The organism is Paludisphaera borealis (assembly GCF_001956985.1).
Lineage (GTDB): Bacteria > Planctomycetota > Planctomycetia > Isosphaerales > Isosphaeraceae > Paludisphaera > Paludisphaera borealis.
The window spans coordinates 6,986,264-7,002,447 of record NZ_CP019082.1; the positions used below are offsets into that span (position 1 = coordinate 6,986,264).

The 16,184-nt window shown below is 65.8% G+C and carries 8 protein-coding genes and 1 pseudogene; 2 read left to right on the forward strand and 7 right to left on the reverse strand.

The features are described 5' to 3' along the window. The first annotated feature begins 4 nt into the window (after positions 1-4). Positions 5-964 carry a hypothetical protein gene (locus BSF38_RS26985; RefSeq protein ID WP_237170949.1) on the forward strand — a complete coding sequence of 320 codons (960 nt, stop codon included), beginning with the start codon at positions 5-7 and terminating at the stop codon, positions 962-964. Positions 965-1,002: 38 nt separating this feature from the next. Here the strand turns inward: BSF38_RS26985 and BSF38_RS26990 are convergent, their stop codons facing one another. The 6 genes and pseudogenes from BSF38_RS26990 to BSF38_RS27020 form a co-directional block, all read right to left on the reverse strand. Then, positions 1,003-3,267 carry a bifunctional SulP family inorganic anion transporter/carbonic anhydrase gene (locus BSF38_RS26990; RefSeq protein WP_076350139.1) on the reverse strand — a complete coding sequence of 755 codons (2,265 nt, stop codon included), beginning with the start codon at positions 3,265-3,267 and terminating at the stop codon, positions 1,003-1,005. Between the two features lie 1,246 nt (positions 3,268-4,513). Beyond that, positions 4,514-5,695, reverse strand: coding sequence for a group II intron reverse transcriptase/maturase (gene ltrA, locus BSF38_RS26995; RefSeq protein WP_210405651.1), 1,182 nt, complete (start codon positions 5,693-5,695; stop codon positions 4,514-4,516). A 104-nt stretch (positions 5,696-5,799) separates the two neighbouring features. Beyond that, positions 5,800-6,569, reverse strand: a pseudogene (locus BSF38_RS27000) (IS5 family transposase). Positions 6,570-6,728: 159 nt separating this feature from the next. Further along, complete coding sequence (locus BSF38_RS27010) at positions 6,729-8,165, reverse strand: DUF1501 domain-containing protein (RefSeq protein WP_076351512.1); 1,437 nt, start codon at positions 8,163-8,165, stop codon at positions 6,729-6,731. Between the two features lie 47 nt (positions 8,166-8,212). Beyond that, positions 8,213-11,233, reverse strand: coding sequence for a PSD1 and planctomycete cytochrome C domain-containing protein (locus BSF38_RS27015; RefSeq protein WP_237170635.1), 3,021 nt, complete (start codon positions 11,231-11,233; stop codon positions 8,213-8,215). A 246-nt stretch (positions 11,234-11,479) separates the two neighbouring features. Next, complete coding sequence (locus BSF38_RS27020) at positions 11,480-12,592, reverse strand: D-TA family PLP-dependent enzyme (protein WP_076350142.1); 1,113 nt, start codon at positions 12,590-12,592, stop codon at positions 11,480-11,482. A 1,191-nt stretch (positions 12,593-13,783) separates the two neighbouring features. Between BSF38_RS27020 and BSF38_RS27025 the strand changes: the two genes are divergently transcribed. After that, positions 13,784-15,064 carry an ELWxxDGT repeat protein gene (locus tag BSF38_RS27025; protein WP_168189473.1) on the forward strand — a complete coding sequence of 427 codons (1,281 nt, stop codon included), beginning with the start codon at positions 13,784-13,786 and terminating at the stop codon, positions 15,062-15,064. 126 nt (positions 15,065-15,190) lie between these two features. Here BSF38_RS27025 and BSF38_RS27030 read toward each other — a convergent pair whose 3' ends face one another. Beyond that, positions 15,191-16,009, reverse strand: coding sequence for a hypothetical protein (locus BSF38_RS27030; protein WP_076350144.1), 819 nt, complete (start codon positions 16,007-16,009; stop codon positions 15,191-15,193). Positions 16,010-16,184: the final 175 nt, after the last annotated feature.

Below are 16,184 nucleotides of genomic sequence, written 5' to 3' on the forward strand. Positions count from 1 at the left end.
GACCATGCTCGCTCTGCTCGCGACGACTCTCTGCCTGGCGCTCGCCGAGCCCGCCGACCGAACCTCCGTGCTCGTGGTCGTCGGCGCTCCCGGCACCCCCGAGTACGGCGCCGAGTTCCGCCGCTGGGCCGAACTCTGGCGGACCGCCGCCAGGAAGGGCGGGGCCGAATCGATCACGATCGGCGAGGGCGAATCCAGCGGCGCCGAAGATCGCGACACGCTGCACAACGCGCTCGTCGACAAGGCGACGGCCGGACGCGAGCCGCTCTGGGTCGTCCTGATCGGCCACGGCACGTTCGACGGCCATGACGCCAAGTTCAACCTCCGAGGGCCCGACGTCACGGCCGCCGAACTGGCCGAGTGGCTGAAGCCGATCAAGCGGCCGATCGCGATCCTCAACTGCGCGTCGGCGAGCGGACCGTTCATCAACGCCCTCTCCGCCGAGGGTCGCGTCGTCGTGACCGCGACGCGCAGCGGCGACGAGCAGAGCTTCGCGCGGCTGGGCCAGTACCTCGCCGAGTCGATCGCCGACCCCGCCGCCGACCTCGACAAGGACGGTCAGGTCTCGCTGCTCGAAGCCTTCCTCATGGCCGGCGGTCGGACCGACGAGTTCTACAAATCGAAGGCGCGGCTGGCCACCGAGCACGCCTTGCTCGACGACAACGGCGACCGCCTGGGAACGCCCGCCGACTGGTTCCGGGGCATCCACGCCACGAAGCGCGTCAAGAACGGCGCGGCGCCCGACGGCGCCCGCGCGCACCAGCTTCACCTGATCCGTAACGACCGCGAGCAGCGCATGGCACCCGAGACCCGCGAGCACCGCGACCGCCTCGAACGCGCCGCGGCCGATCTGCGGGCGAAGAAGGATAAACTCCCCGAGAACGAGTACTACGACCAGCTCGAAACGATCATGATGGAGATCGCCCGGCTGTATCGAGACTCGTCCTCGGGCCACGGGCATTGACGGCCTCACGGTTTCCCAGCGACGCCCGTCAGGGACGCTCAGGCCGGCTCGGCGACTCGTACAGGCTCGCACGTCGCGGCCGGAAGAAAGTCGATGTCTCCCGATACGACGTCGTACACCGCCCCGACGATCGCGATTCGCTCCTCCCGGACGAGACCGTCGAGAGTCTCACTTTGTTGCCGGATGGCCTCAACCACGCGTACCACGTTTCGGCGGGCCACGGAGTCGACGAACGATTCCCTCTCGCTCGCCGGCAATTGTTCGAGGCTCAGACGATCGAGCGGTTCGACCGATTGCTGAATCTCGCTGATGATGGGTTCGAGATGCTGACATCCCGTGGCGGTGGCGGCGGACTCTCCAGAGCAGGCGAGGTTGACGGCCGCCGTCACGGCGCCGCACCGCGTATGACCCATGACCAGGATCAGCTTCACCCCGGCCGCGGCGCACGCGTATTCCAAACTTCCTAGCACTTTCCGGCTCGTGATGTTTCCCGCGACGCGTACGCTGAAGATGTCCCCCACCCCCGTGTCGAAGATCAGCTCGGCGGGCGCGCGGGAGTCGATGCAACTGAGCACGGCGGCCAGGGGATGCTGACCCTTCGCCGTATTCTGGACCTGGCGGCCGAAGTCGCGAGTCAGGTGTTGACCATTCTGGAACCGCTCGTGGCCGTCCTTCAAGATCTGCAAGACCTGCTGCGGCGTGAGCGCGCTCTGGATCTCGCGGGTGGAGTAATCCACGTACTGGGTCCGGTCCTGCATCTGATACTGGCTCTTGAACCCTCGCAAGCTCACTTCGACTCCGCGCGCCGGCCCCGTCTTGTTCTCGAAGTCGCGAATCAGGTCGAGCAAATCCGAGTCGATGTAGTCGGTCCTCCGGGCGTCGAGCAGGACGTGGCTGCCGCGAGGCAACTCGTCGAGCGCGCGAGTCAGCGATGCCCGATTGAGGAAGCTGACCTGATCGGCCAGCTTGATGTGGACCACCTCGCCGCCCAGATGCTTCTCCACGATGCGCCGGATCGGTCGTCGCACGTTGTTGCTGAGTATGAAGCCGATGCTCGTCGCCAGCCCGATCAGGACGCCGACCAGCAAATCGGTAAGGACGATGGAGGCCACCGTCACCGCGAAGGGGATGAATTGAGAGCGTCCCTGGCTCCACATCTGCTTGACCAGCACCGGGCTGGCCAGCTTGACCCCCGTGATCAGCAGAATCGCCGCGAGGCAGGACAGCGGGATCTGGTTCAACCATGTGGGAAACAAGAGAATGCTGACCAGCAGCAAGACGCCGTGGAAGATCGTCGAGAGTTTCGTCTGTCCCCCCGCATTGATGTTCACGGAGCTACGGGCGATCACCGACGTGACCGGCAATCCGCCGATCATCCCGAGCGCCACGTTCCCGACCCCCTGAGCCAGAAGTTCCCGGCTCGGAGGCGAGGTGCGCTGCTGCGGATCGAGCTTGTCGACCGCTTCCAGGTTCAACAGCGTCTCCAGCGAAGCCACGGCGGCGACCGTCACGGCGGAGGTGTAGACAGCCGGGTTCGACAACATGGAGAAATCCGGGAACTGCAGATACCCGAGGCTCGCCGCCAGGCCGTCGGCCACCGGCACTTGCACGAGATGGCTGGCCTCGATGACCCATTGGCCGCCGACCCGCCGGAACAGAAGGCTCATCCCGACGCCGAGGATCACCACCAGCAAAGGCGCGGGAACGAGCGATTTCTTACCTGGCTTCCACTTGCTGAAGAGGACCAGCAACGCGATCGAAACCAGACCGATCGAGGCCGCGCCGGGATGGACGTCGCCGAGCAGTCGACCGATCTCGGAGAGCGTGTTCTCATGGTCCGGCTGCTGGAAGCTCATGTCTCCTTCAGGGTCGGGGTCGTGGCCCAGGACGTGGGGGATTTGCTTCAGAATCAGGATCACGCCGATGGCCGCCAGCAGCCCCTTGACCACGCTCGACGGAAAGAAGGCCGCGATGAAGCCCGCGCGGATCGATCCCAGGACGATCTGGATCAGGCCGGCGACGACGACCGCCACCTGGAACGCCTGGAACGATCCCAGGAGGGCGATCTGAGCGGCCACGATGGTGGTCAACCCCGCGGCCGGTCCGCTGATGCTGGTCTGCGAGCCGCTCAGCAGGCCCACCAAGATCCCGCCGACGATTCCGGCCAGCAACCCCGAAAACAGCGGGGCGTCCGACGCCAACGCCACCCCCAGGCACAACGGCAATGCAACAAAAAAGACGACGAACCCGGAGTTCAGGTCGCGCGTCACGGTCGATCGTAGCTGTCCCGTCTGGTATGTCATGGCTAGTTCACTCGGTTATCCCACGTCACTCACGACGCCTATCGGCGGTTTGTAACTTACTTACAGGCGATGGAGTTCCGTCGCTGGCAAGCTGGGGCGTGTTTGGGTGATTTCGATGTCAAACTGGGAAAACACGAAGAGATTGCGCCCTGCAACGACAACTCTCGTAGGTGATCCCGGCTAAACCGTAGACCGCCAGAAATCGCTTTGTATGGCCAAGAGCCGCCAAGCGTGACTTGGCGACAAGGGCATCGGGGCTGAGGCGAAGCAACGGCCGCGCGGTCCGGAAGCAGGCGGGGCCTGTCAAGAACAGGAAGGGGGCGCGGTTAGGAGCCTCGCCATCCGCGCGAAAAGAACGCGGCCGGCGGCAGTTCTCCAGATGAACGCGACAGCCCGCCGTTCGCCTAGGAGAAGCGAGCAGTCACGGACGATCGGGCTCATCGCGCATCGGTCGCATGCGTCCCTATCGCCTCAAAGGGGGAGGGACGGCGAGACCGGCGGGGAGCCAGCCGTGACCGAGCGGCGACGGTCGAGCCTCAGCAGTTGAAACGGCAGAGCAGCAGATCGAGCCCCGGCGGTGTACCGGTCGCCGCGACGTGCATGAGCGCGAGCCGTGATGCGGGCGGAGCGAAGTGGTTGAGAGTGGCGTCTCGCCTGGCGGACCTGATCGATCCTCGTCGCGGATGAACCAGCGGCGACGCTAGGCCACCGACGTTTGCGACTTCATCGTTGACGTCGTCTTGGGTGGCGGAGCTGACGCGAACGCCCAGGAGGAGAGAGGCTGGCAGCGCATTCAGGCTGGGCCACGCGATCGCAAAGGCGAGCGCGAAGACGAACCAGGATCTTATAAATCGCCTACCGCCAGAATGCATGTGGAAAAAGATCGTGAGAGGAATTCAAGTCGTCGCCTTTGTTTGGACGAGCCCGCACCGCAAGTTAGTATATCCACGCTCCCGTCCCCGTCAATCAGAGGTCCGAGGCCGTCTTGCGTGGACCAGTCCACCCCGGCCGCGAGAGTTGACGGGTCAATCGTGTTCAACGCGAGGATTGCTCACGGACACGCGATGCCGATCGGGTGGCCTGAGACGCGGGCCGAGGGACGTGATCGGCCTCCTCTTTGATAGGGGTAGGGAGAGTCGTGAGACTCCCCCTACCTCCAAACCGTACGTGCGGATCTCCCGCATACGGCTATCCAGTAGGTGGTTTCACCTCCGAGAGGATTGACTCGCGAGTTCACGGGCCTGCGTCAAGTTGTAGAGCCCGTGGTCGGCGAAGAAGGCGTTGGGCCAGCGTTTGTGATCGGCTCCGCGTCCTCGTCCCTCCAGGCCGAGGCGGTTGCGGAGGAGGCTTCGCAGCCGCATCCGTATCCACTTGTCGAGCGGGGGGAACGTCCACTTACGGCTGTGCTTGAAGTATTCCAAACCAGCCGCGAAGCGTCGGATTGAGCGTGGCGATGATCGTGGCGAGGCTCTCGCCGGAGCTGCGCGACGTCTTGGCCCGGATCGTCGTCTTCAACTTGTCCAGGCTCTTGGGGCGAGGACGACGGCCGCCCCCCCTCGAACCGACGCCCCAGGAAGTCGAAGCTTTCGGTCCCGGCGTCGATCACCCGGGTCTTGGTCGGGTGCAGCGTCAGGCCGGCCTGGGCCGTCCATTGCCGTACCTGGTCCAGGACTCGGGCCGCGTCTTCGGCGGTTCGACACAGGATCACGAAGTCGTCCGCGTAACGCACCATCTCGACGCCCCCCTCGGCCATCAGACGGTCGAGCGGGTCGAGGTAGATGTTGCTCAACAGCGGGCTGATCACCGCGCCTTCGGGCGTCCCCGTCTCGGGCGTCCACTCCGCCAGGCCGTCCATGACGCCCTGGCGCAGGAACGCGTCGATCAGGTTCAGCACCTTCCCGTCGGACGTCTTCCTGGCGACCAACGCCAGCAGGGCGTCGTGGGGGATCGTGTCGAAGTAGCTCTTCAAGTCGGCGTCCACGACATGGGCGTATCCGGCCTTGAGCAGTTCGTCCACCCGCCGCAGCGCGTCCTTGCATCCCCGTCCGGGGCGGAAGCCGTAGCTCTGCGCGGCGAAGTCCCGCTCGAAGATCGGTTCCAGCACGTGTCGAAGCGCCGTCTGGACCACCCGGTCGCGAATCGTGGGGATGCCCAGCGGACGCGTCTCCCCACTCCCCGGCTTGGGGATGTGGCATCGGCGGATCGCTTGCGGACGGTAGGAGCCCGTTCGCAAGGCATCGCCGAGGTCCTTGAGTTCCGCGTCCAGGCGCTCCTCGAACATCGTCACGGTCACATGGTCCACTCCTGCGGCGCCCTCGTTGGCGGCGACTCGGGAGAACGCCGCGCGGAGGTTGCGTTCGGGGTGGACCTTGTCGATCAGGCTGAACCAGCGACCTCCCTTGACCCCCTCGTCGAGGGCCGTCAACATCCGCTCCGTCCAGACCGTCGGTTCGGTCCACCCCCAGCGGAGGAGGGCCTCTCTGGCGCGTCTAGGTCGTGTGGACAGCAGCTGGTGAACCGCGGCGTTCTGGGCTATCGCAAGAGGATCCTGATCGAAGCCACATGAACGAATCCGAGGAAGTTCTTGGCCGTCTTGTCGTACCGCGTCGCCACGCGGCGGTACTGCTTGGCCTTGTGCCAGAACCGCTCGACCAGGTTTCGGTCGCGGTAGCGATCCCGATCGTAAGGCCGCTGGATCTTGCGGTTGCGAAGCGAGGGGATCACCGCCTTGGCCCCGCGCGATTCGATCGCCTCGACCACGGCACGGCTGTCGTACCCCTTGTCGGCGACGACCACTTCCGTCGCCAGACCGTCGATCAGCGCCTCGGCCTGGGGCGAGTCGGCGGCCTGGCCCGGCGTCAGGATCAGTCGCGTGGGGAGTCCGAGCCCGCTGACCGCCACGTGGATCTTGGTCCCGAATCCGCCTCGGCTGCGGCCGAGGGCCTGCTCGGCGTGTCCGCCGGAGCCGTCCCACTTTTTTTCGAGCCGGCCGCCGCCGGATGCGCGCGGATCACCGTGGAGTCGAGGATCAGCCATTCGAGGTCCTCGTCCTGCAACGCGGTCATGACCCGGGCCCAGACCCCCTTGGAACACCAGCGGTCGAACCGCCGCCAGGTGCTGTTCCAGTTGCCGAACCGCTCGGGGAGGTCGCGCCACGGCGCGCCGGTCTTGGCGATCCAGAGCACGGCGTCGACGAACCGGCGGTTGTCCTGGGCGACCCCGCCGTGCCCCCCGGGAAGCCCCGGCAGGAGGTCCTTGATCCGGTCCCAATCGGCGTCGGAGATCTCGTGGCGGCGGCGCATGACAGGCCCTCCGTGATGGTGAAGCGTCGCCGTCATTAGCCCACAACGCCTATCTGCTGTCCACACGACCTAGAGGCGCTATACTTTCGTTGAACGCCAGGCGGCTGCACGTTATCTCGTTTCAGGGTGGGGCGTCCCGGCGCGGCGCTGACCGTCGCGTCAGGCGACGATTCCCTTGACGATCTCGCCGTGGACGTCGGTCAGCCGCATGTCGCGACCGCCGAACCGGACGGTCAGGCGGGTGTGGTCCATGCCGAGCAGGTGGAGCATCGTGGCGTGGAGGTCATGGATCTCAACCTTGTTCTCGACCGCGTGGTAGCCGTAGTCGTCGGTCGCGCCGTAGATCGTTCCGCCTTTCACGCCGCCGCCGGCCAGCCAGACGGTGAAACCGTAGGGGTTGTGGTCGCGGCCGTCGCTCCCCTGCGCCATCGGCGTGCGGCCGAACTCGCCTCCCCAGAAGACGAGGGTCGATTCGAGCAGCCCGCGGGCCTTGAGGTCGCGGAGCAGGCCGGCGATCGGGCGGTCGACCGCGAGGGCGTTGCGCTCGTGGCCTCCCTTGAGGTCGCTGTGCTGGTCCCAGCGGTCGTGGCCGACGGAGGGGCAGAGGACCTCGACGAACCGCACGCCGCGCTCGACCAGACGACGCGCGAGCAGGCATTCGCGTGCGAAGATCCGGGTGGGCTCGAACGCGTCGTCCAGCCCGTAAAGCCGCCGCGTGGCCGGCGATTCCCCTTCGAGGCTCGTCAGTTCGGGGACGGTCGCCTGCATCTTATAGGCGAGTTCGTAATTGCCGATCGCGGCTTCGAGGCTGTCTTGCTTTCCCATCCGATCGACCACCCCCCGGTCGAGTTCGCGCAGGAGGTCGAGCTTCCGGCGCTGGAGGTCGGGCGAGGCTTCTCCGGGGCGGATGTTGGCGATCGCTTCGGCTGAGGGACGGAAGAGCGAGCCTTGATACGCCGCCGGGAGGAAGCCGTTGCTGAAGCAGTCCATCCCGCCGGGGGGGATCAGGCCGCCGTTGAGGACCACGAAGCCGGGGAGGTTCTGGCATTCGCTCCCCAGGCCGTAGGTCGTCCAGGCGCCGTGGCTGGGGCGGCCCTGGAGCCCACTGCCGGTGTGCAAGAAGTAGTTCGCGGCCGTGTGCTCGGAGAAGTTCGAGACCATCGACCGGATGATCGCCAGTTCGTCGACGTGCTGGGCGACGTGCGGGAAGAGGTCGCTGACGGGGATTCCGCTCTCGCCGTACTGGCGGAACTTCCAGGGGCACTTGAGCACGGTGCCGACGTTGTTGAACTGCGTCGGGTGCGTCTTGACCTTGATCGGCTGGCCGTGCTCGCGGTCGAGCAGCGGCTTGGGATCGAAGGTGTCCATCTGCGATGGACCACCGTCCATATAAAGGAAGATCACGTTCTTCGCCTTGGCCGGATAGTGGCTGGGCTTCACGGCCAGCGGGCCGGACGTCGCGCGCGCGGCGACGTCGGCGCCGAAGGCCGGCTCGCGCATCAAGGCGGTCAGGGCCAGGGCGCCGAAGCCGTTGGCGCAGCGGGCGAGCATCTCGCGGCGGCTGAACGGCGTGGCTTGATATCGACCGCAGTACATGATGAGGCTCCGTTCGGCCAGGTGGCGCGACGTTCGACGCTCGACGTTCAATCGACGTAGATGAATTCCTTGACGTTGAACAGCACATGGCAGAGATCCGTCCACGTTCGCAACGCGTCCGAAGCCTGCCGCTCCGCGACGAACGCGGCGCACTGGCGAACCTCGCGCTCGGTCGGCGGTCGTCCGAAGGCGGTCTCGTAGAGACGTTCGATCCGCACGTCGACGGGCAGGTCGCCCTCGGCGAGCAGCCGTCCGGCCCACGCCTCGGCCAGGACGACGACCAGCGGGTCGTTAAGCAGAGTCAGGGCCTGCGCGGGGACGTTCGAGACGTTCCGGCGTCCCATCGTCGAGAACGGCACGGGGGCGTCGAACGCCAGGAACATCGGGGTGAGGAAGTTGCGGCGCACCTGCACGTAAAGGCTCCGCCGGCCGTCGCCGTCGAGCGGGCCGCTGGCTTCCGGCCGGCCTCGACCGTCCATGAACGCCGACAGATGCGGCGCGACGCTGGGGCCGGCGAACGTGCGGTCGAGCCTCCCCGATACCGCCAGCAGAGCGTCGCGAATCGCTTCGGCTTCAAGGCGGCGGACGTTCATTCGATGCAGGAGGACGTTGTTGGGGTCGAGCTCGTCGGCCTTCGCGTTCGACCGGCTTTGCATCCGGTAGGCCGACGAGCCGACCATCATCCGGTGCAACGCCTTCAACGACCAGCCGCGGTCGACGAACTCGGACGCCAGCCAGTCGAGGAGCGCGGGATGCGACGGAGGCTGTCCCATCGCGCCGAAATCATCCGTCGATTTGACGAGCCCTTCGCCGAAGTGCTGCTTCCAGAGCCGGTTGACCATCACGCGCGGAAGCAGGGGGTTCGAGCGGACGTCAACCAAACTCTGGGCCAGTTCGAGACGGCCGCTGCCTCCCGACGGGCTCGCCTGACTCTTGCCGCCGAGGATCGAGAGAAGTCGACGGGGAACGGCCTCGCCGAGCGTCTTAGGGTTGCCCCGAATCATGAGGTTCTCGTCCTCGCCGTCGCCGTCGGCGATGGCCGGCGCGAGGCTCGGCGCGGGGATCTTCGCTTCCAGGTCGCGATACGCGTCGAGCGCCCTGGCGAGCCGGTCGGCCAGCGGCGAGTCGACCGTCGCCAGCTCGTTCACGAGGGCCTTCAAGTCGATCGCCGACCCGGCCGGGGCAGGGGGGGCGTGTGGGGGTTCGGGCCGGGCGGTCGCGGCGATCTCAGCGACACGGAGGCTGCCGCGGCCGTCGACGCGCCCCGTCCGGGCTCCGGTGTAATCGGCGGCCGAACCGTCGCACACCTCGATGTAGGCCCGGTGGCCCACCCACATTTCCAGGTCGCGGGAGATCCAGCGCGGCTCGCCCGGCGCGGCGATCGCGATCGTCAGGCCGCCGTAGATCGGATCGCGGATCTTCTCGAAGCCGTCGATCACCACATTGATCCGTCCACTCGTGCCGGCCGCGAGCAGGTGAAGATACCGCTTCTGGATCGTGAACGTGGGCGAACGGACGACCCCCTGAAGCCGGTCCGAGATCCGCCCGCTGTGCAGCTCGCCGGCGTGGATCGGGATCAGTCGTCGGGCGTCGTCGCCCAATTCGAGCCGGAAGTCGCCGCCGGCCGAGCCGAGGTCGCCGAACGCCTCGCCCGTCGTCTTCCAATCGTCGAACCTCGTGGCGCGGAAGCCCTCGGCCGTCGCGTCGCCGACGCGGGCGCCCGGCGACGGCCGAGCGGCCTCGATCGCCGTTCGCCGGCCGTTCGGCAGTTTGGCCGACGCCTGGACCAGCAAGTCGCCGATCGTCCGCTTGAGCGTTTTGAGGTCGTCGACTATCGGAGTGATATGGACATCAGAATCAATGAACGCTTGCTGATGTCGCGAGCTTCGAAGGAAACCCGCCAGCGCGTAGTAGTCGCGGGCGCTGATCGGGTCGAACTTGTGGTCGTGGCAACGCGCGCAGCTCACGGTCAGGCCGAGGAACGTCTTCGAGAAGACGTCGATCTGGTTGTCGATCCGTCGCACGCCCTCCTCGCGAAGATCGACCGGCGAGTGCGTCCCCTCGCCGAGGAAATAGAAGCCGGTGCCGAGGATCGACTCGTTGAAGCCCTCGGTCGGATGCCGTCTCGGTTTGGGGAGCAGGTCGCCGGCCACCTGCTCGACGACGAACTGATCGTACGGGAGGTCGAGGTTGAACGCCCGAACGACGTAGTCGCGATATTGATAGGCGTTCAAAACGTCATAATCGAATTCGTGGCCCGAGGTCTCGGCGTACCGCGCGAGGTCGAGCCAGTGCCGTCCCCAGCGCTCGCCGTAATGCGGACTGGCGAGCAGCCGTTCGACAAGCTTCTCGTAGGCGTCGGGCGCGTCGTCGGCGACGAAGGCCGCGACCTCCTCGACGGTCGGCGGCAGGCCGACGAGGTCGTAGGTCAGGCGTCGGATCAACGTCCGTCGATCGGCTTCGCCGGCCGGCGCGAGCTCACGCTCTTCCATCGTCGCCAACAGGAATCGATCGATCGGGTTGCGCGGCCATTGCGCTCGGGCGTCGCTCACGGCCGGAAGGGCCGGCTTGCGGATCGGTTGGAACGACCAGAACCTCGCCCTTCGCGCGAATTCAGGGCTTCCCTCGAAGCCGTCCCCTGAGCCGCCGGCCTTCGCCTCGGCCGCGTCCGTCGGCGCTTCGACGCCCCAGGTCGCGCCCTGGGCGACCCATTTCGTGAGCGCCTCGATCTCCTCGGCGGGCAGCTTCGACTTAGGCGGCATGTGGTACAGCTCGCCGTAGTTGATCGCGCTCACCAGCAGGCTCGACTCGGCCTTCCCCGGCTCGACGGCCGGCCCCGACGACCCTCCCGCCAGGACCCCCGCGCGGGTGTCGAGCCGAAGCTCCCCCTTCTGCTTCGTCGGTCCGTGGCAGTTAAGACAGCGCTCGACCAGGATCGGCCGCACGCGCTTCTCGAAGAACTCGACGGCCGCCGGGTCGTGCGGGAGCGAAGCCGGAGCGTCCCCCGGAGGCGCCGCCGATACGCCCAGCCCGCTTGTCAGGGCCGCCAGCCCCACGACTCGACTCACAACGTGAGCCCATCTTCTCGCCGTCATGCGGAAGCCTCGGATCGAACCGGTGGTGCGTCGCTGCTTTTTAACCAACAAATATTCTACAGCGATTCCGATTTGGTGTCATCCGATCCCGGTTCGCTCCACGGCCGCGACCGCTGGAAACCCCAAGTCTCGGATCTCCCCTCGCACCGCCGGTCTCCTGGATCTGAATGGCAGAAGAGCCCGTGCGAAGTGGTCCCGCGGGCTGTTTTCAGAGCAACCTCAGACGCCGATCATCCGATCGCGCGCGGTGACTTCCCACTCGTCGACGAGTTTGCCGTCGGTGATCACAAGCATCCGACGATGCAGGGCCGACGTCGGGCAGATGTGGGCGGGAATGGCCAGCAGCGGCGTGCCGAGGGGGAAGCGGTCGGCGTCGGCGGTCTCGATGACGAGATGCTCCTCGCTATGGCCGACGATCCGGGCGTCGGGGATATCGGGCAAGAACACGCGAGGGCCGACGGGGTCGGCGGCGACGGCCTTGTGTCCCAAGTCGAGGCAGAGCCGGCCGGGACGGGGGCGGCTGACCACGCGCGTGAGCAGCAACGCCGCCGGAATGAAGGGCAGGTCGGGATAGTTGGTTTGATAGTTGTAGTCGTGGAGGAGGATCGTACCCGGCGAGCACTCCAGGCCGGGCGCGTCGAGGGCCGCGTGGATCGGGAACGTGGGCGTTCCTCCCATTACGACCCGCGGGACCGGTATTCCCTTGGCGATCAGCCGATCCCGCAGCGAGAGCGTCGTTTCCTCGACCCGACGGGCCGCTTGGGCCCGGAGTTCGAGGTCCGAGTCATGGATGTGGCCGTCATAGGCATGGAGACCGTCCGGGGCCAGGTTAGGCAGCTTGTCGATTCTTTCATAAAGAGCGACGGCCGGGTCGCCCGGGTCGATGCCGGTGCGCATCATGCCCACTTCGAGGTCAACCAGCACCGGGATCGGGTGGTCCAGCCGTTGGGCCGCTTGCGATAGGGCCGAGGCCGACTCGGGCGCATCGACGATCGCGCGAAACGTGGTCTTGGGATAGGCTCGGATCAACCGGATGAACCGCGCCACGTTGGGCCCGACCAGCGGATAGGCCAGCAGGACGTCGGTCACGCCCGAGCCGGCGATCATCTCGGCCTCGGCGATCGTGGCGCACTTTTGCTTGACGACGCCCATCTCGCGCGCCATGCGGATCAGCTTCGACGTCTTATGCGTCTTGGCGTGCGGCCTGAGCCGTTCGACGCCTCGCGCCATGCGGATCATTTCGGTCAGGTTGCGCTCGACCAGATCGCGGAAGACGAGCAATGACGGGCTCGGCAGCGTTTCGGGATCGAACAGTTCGTACAACGACGACATGGCTGCTTCCTTGTCAAGGACGACGACCGTTTCCAGGCGACGGACCGAATTGGCGAAGCCCCGCGCACGGCACCCCCGCGCTGGCAAGGGGCGACGCCGCGGCCCGACGCGTGGTGAAATCGAGCGACGCGGGCCGCAGATCGATTTGCAGAAGCGCCGGACCGGATCTATGTTCTTCACGGGTTGATCATCAGAACCTATCACGATCAACGTCCAAAATCATGAGGCGCGCCCCTCCAGAGAGATGGAAATCTCGGCGGGGCGCCGGTCGACGTTCCCCGCCGCCGACCGGGCGCGCGGGCTGCGCGACCGGTTGCGAGATCCGGATCAACGCATCCACGCCCCCCTCGTTGACTACAAAGAACGAAGACATGAAACTCCTAATATATTAGGAGTCGATTGCTTAATTAATAAGTTAAGAGTGAAGGCGGCGCGAAGATTTTCGCTGTTTTTGGCGTGGTTTTCGGCCTGAAGAGCCTCAAAGGGGTCGGGCTCGCCAGAGCGGAAGGGCGCTCCCTTGTGGCGACGTCGTGCGGCGGCGGATTCCTCTGCATGCGAGCGTCCAGTCGGGGATGGAAGATATAAAGGAGGGAACTCCCAAGCAAATGTTTTTCTGAGACAGATTTTAGTGTGCTAGGTTCTTGACATGGTCCCAACGGATCGGCATATTGTGGTTCGCTTTCTTGTAGACGGTCGACGATTCGCCGAAACGCATCGAGAAGTGAGAATCGATCGATCGAGCTTCGTCCCCGGGCTTCGAGGCCCGGCGTCGACGCTTCACCGTCCGAATGACAGCGGGCGACGACGCTGAGGCGACGACGCACCCGCTGGGACCGACATCAGTTCCGCCCGCACGACCTGGTTCGACGACGACTCAACGGCGCTCACCGCGACTTCAGGTGAGCCCGTCCAGGGTCGAGCCGAGGGGTAATTCCCCGGCCCGACGTTGCGAGCCGCAAAAAAACAAGACTGAGATTACTGATTGATGGATGCGTGAGGTCCGGAGACGTGTTCCGGATCGCGGAGAGTCCCTGCGCCGTGCGCTGATTTCTCGATGTTCGAGCAAGCTCGCGAGGTACTTCAATGATTTCGATGTTCTTGTCCTTCTCGAAGACGCACTCCCCGGAACGGAGCCGCAGGCGGAAGACGAACACCCGACCCCGCGTGGAGGGTCTCGAAGACAGGGCGTTGATGGCGTCGCTCGCCTCGCTGAGCGCCGCCACGGCGACGATCGCGGCGACGCCCGTCGCGTTCAATGGCGCTCTCTACTTCAGCGCGACCGACGCCGTGAACGGCACGGAATTGTGGAAGAGCGACGGCACGAGCGCCGGCACCCAGATCCTCAAGGACATCTACCCCGGATCCAAGAGTTCCTACCCGTCGAACTTGACGGTCGTCGGCTCGAAGCTCTTCTTCAGCGCGACCGACCCAGTCGCCGGTACTGAGCTGTGGGCCACCGACGGCACGAGCGCCGGCACTCAGATGGTCAAGGACCTGTACCCTGGCGTGATCGGCTCGTACCCCGATCAGCTGACGCCGATGAACGGCGTCCTTTACTACGTCGCCTACGATCCCAAGGGGGGCTACGAGTTGATCCGCAGCGACGGCACGGCCGCCGGCACCGCCATGGTCAAGGACATCAACCCCGGTACCGCCGCCTCGTCCATCCGCAACTTGACCGCCGTCGGTTCGACACTCTACTTCAGCGCGACCAACGGCGTGAACGGCGCGGAGTTGTGGAAGAGCGACGGCACGGCCGCCGGCACCGTCATGGTCAAGGACGCCAACCCCGGCTCCGGCTCGTCCAATCCCGGGGTGTTCGCGGCTCTCGGCTCGACCCTGTTCTACTCTGCTTACACTCCGGCCTCCGGCTACGAGCTTTGGAAGAGCGACGGCACGGCCGCGGGAACCGTGCAGGTCGCGGACATCACGCCCGGGGCGACCTCCTCGATGCCGGCTGAACTCACCGCGTTCGGCTCGTACATCTACTTCTCGGCCAACGACGGCGTAAACGGCGTCGAGCTCTGGCGGACCAACGGCGTGACCACGACGCTGTTCGCGGACATCAGGCCGGGCGCCCTTGGGTCCACCCCTCAGAACCTGACCGTCGCCGGTTCCAACCTCTTCTTCACCGCCAACGACGGCGTCCACGGCGCTGAACTCTGGCGGACCGACGGGACGACCGCCGGCACCTTTCTGGTCAGCGACATCTATCCCGGCGCGATCAGCTCAAACGTTCAGAACCTCCAGGCGGTCGGCTCCAAGGTCTACTTCTCGGCCTGTGCGCCCAACTTTGGCACCGAGCTTTGGAGCTCCGACGGGACGTCGGCGGGAACCTCGCTGGTGATCGACATGAACCCCGGCGCCGGCAGCTCGAAGCCTCGCGACATGGTCGTCATGCAAGGGGCGTTGTATTTCGTGGCCGACGACGCGACGACGACGAATCGCCTGCGGAAGCTGGTCACTGGGTGATCCCCGGGTCATCCTGACTCAACCCAGGACGGGCCGGCGACGGCCAAAAAAACAACCCCCGCGGCAGCCGGATGATGGCCGCCGCGGGGGTTGATTATGGGTGGAGGAATCGCGATTGCTCGCGGATCAAACGTCGGTGCGCCGCCGCATCCGGCGTCCCAGGGCCAGCAGAGCGGGCAGGCTGATGAGCCCGAGGGCCATCGAGCTGGGCTCGGCCACCACCGTCTGAACCGACGTGCCGCCGGTGAACTGAGCTTGCTGGACGTTGGTCGTGCCGGGCCCATTGGCGCCGAGGGTGATCACCGTGATGTTGGTCAGGGTGAACGGCGTGGTCTGGCTGCCCAAGGGGGTCACCAGGTCCGGATTCGAGGGGCTGAACGGTCCCGTGCCAACGCCCGGGGTGAACGTGAAGGCGCCCAGGGACGTGTTGACCAAGCCGCCGCCCGATCCCGTCGCGTCGAAGATGCTCTGGAACGTCCGGCTATCGCCGGCGGTGGTGTTGTTGAACGTGCCACCCGCCGAGGTCCGCATCTCTTTCGGATTGCTGACGGGGAAGCTGAAGGTGTCGTCGGATGCAATGATGGTCAGCGTGTGGACGAGACCGTTGGAGTTGTCGTTGGTGCGGACCACGACGCCAGTCTGTGTGAGCGATGCGACGTCGTCACTGCCCGGGGTTCCGTCGGGTCCGCTCGACGCGGAGGACAGGCTTCCAAACTGGAAATAAGTCAGCGCCGAGTTGAGGGCCGTGGTCAATGCCGTGATAGTGTCGGGATTGGAGCTCCCGTCAAGCGGGCCGGCAATGGAGATCACGGCGCCAGCGAAGGCGGTCCCGGCGTCTTCCTGGACCGTAAGCGTGAAAGCAGCCTTCGCCGAAGGGGCCTGTATGGCGGCGACCGCGAACACGGCCAGAACCGGAGCGATCCATTTTCTTGTCGCCTGAAGCATGCATAAGACTCCTGTTTGAGTGTTCCGTTACTGATGCGTGAACAGCCTGGGTGTCGACACAAGAACGCGACGGCGGCGCCGTCAGTGCGACCGCCGAGTCCGATGGCATTCTTCCCGGCCCGCGGGCTGCAGGCGCCGTGGGTTGGAAGGGTCGTCTTGACGCCATGCTCGGCCA

What these genes read in the sequence shown, in the direction of transcription:
- BSF38_RS27010 (WP_076351512.1), bottom strand. Translation starts at nt 8,165, where the DNA reads ATGTACTGCGGTCGATATCAAGCCACGCCGTTCAGCCGCCGCGAGATG.
- BSF38_RS27025 (WP_168189473.1), top strand. Translation starts at nt 13,784, where the DNA reads ATGGCGTCGCTCGCCTCGCTGAGCGCCGCCACGGCGACGATCGCGGCG.
- BSF38_RS26985 (WP_237170949.1), top strand. Translation starts at nt 5, where the DNA reads ATGCTCGCTCTGCTCGCGACGACTCTCTGCCTGGCGCTCGCCGAGCCC.
- BSF38_RS27020 (WP_076350142.1), bottom strand. Translation starts at nt 12,592, where the DNA reads ATGTCGTCGTTGTACGAACTGTTCGATCCCGAAACGCTGCCGAGCCCG.
- BSF38_RS26990 (WP_076350139.1), bottom strand. Translation starts at nt 3,267, where the DNA reads ATGACATACCAGACGGGACAGCTACGATCGACCGTGACGCGCGACCTG.
- BSF38_RS27030 (WP_076350144.1), bottom strand. Translation starts at nt 16,009, where the DNA reads ATGCTTCAGGCGACAAGAAAATGGATCGCTCCGGTTCTGGCCGTGTTC.
- ltrA (WP_210405651.1), bottom strand. Translation starts at nt 5,695, where the DNA reads ATGTTGACGGCCCTCGACGAGGGGGTCAAGGGAGGTCGCTGGTTCAGC.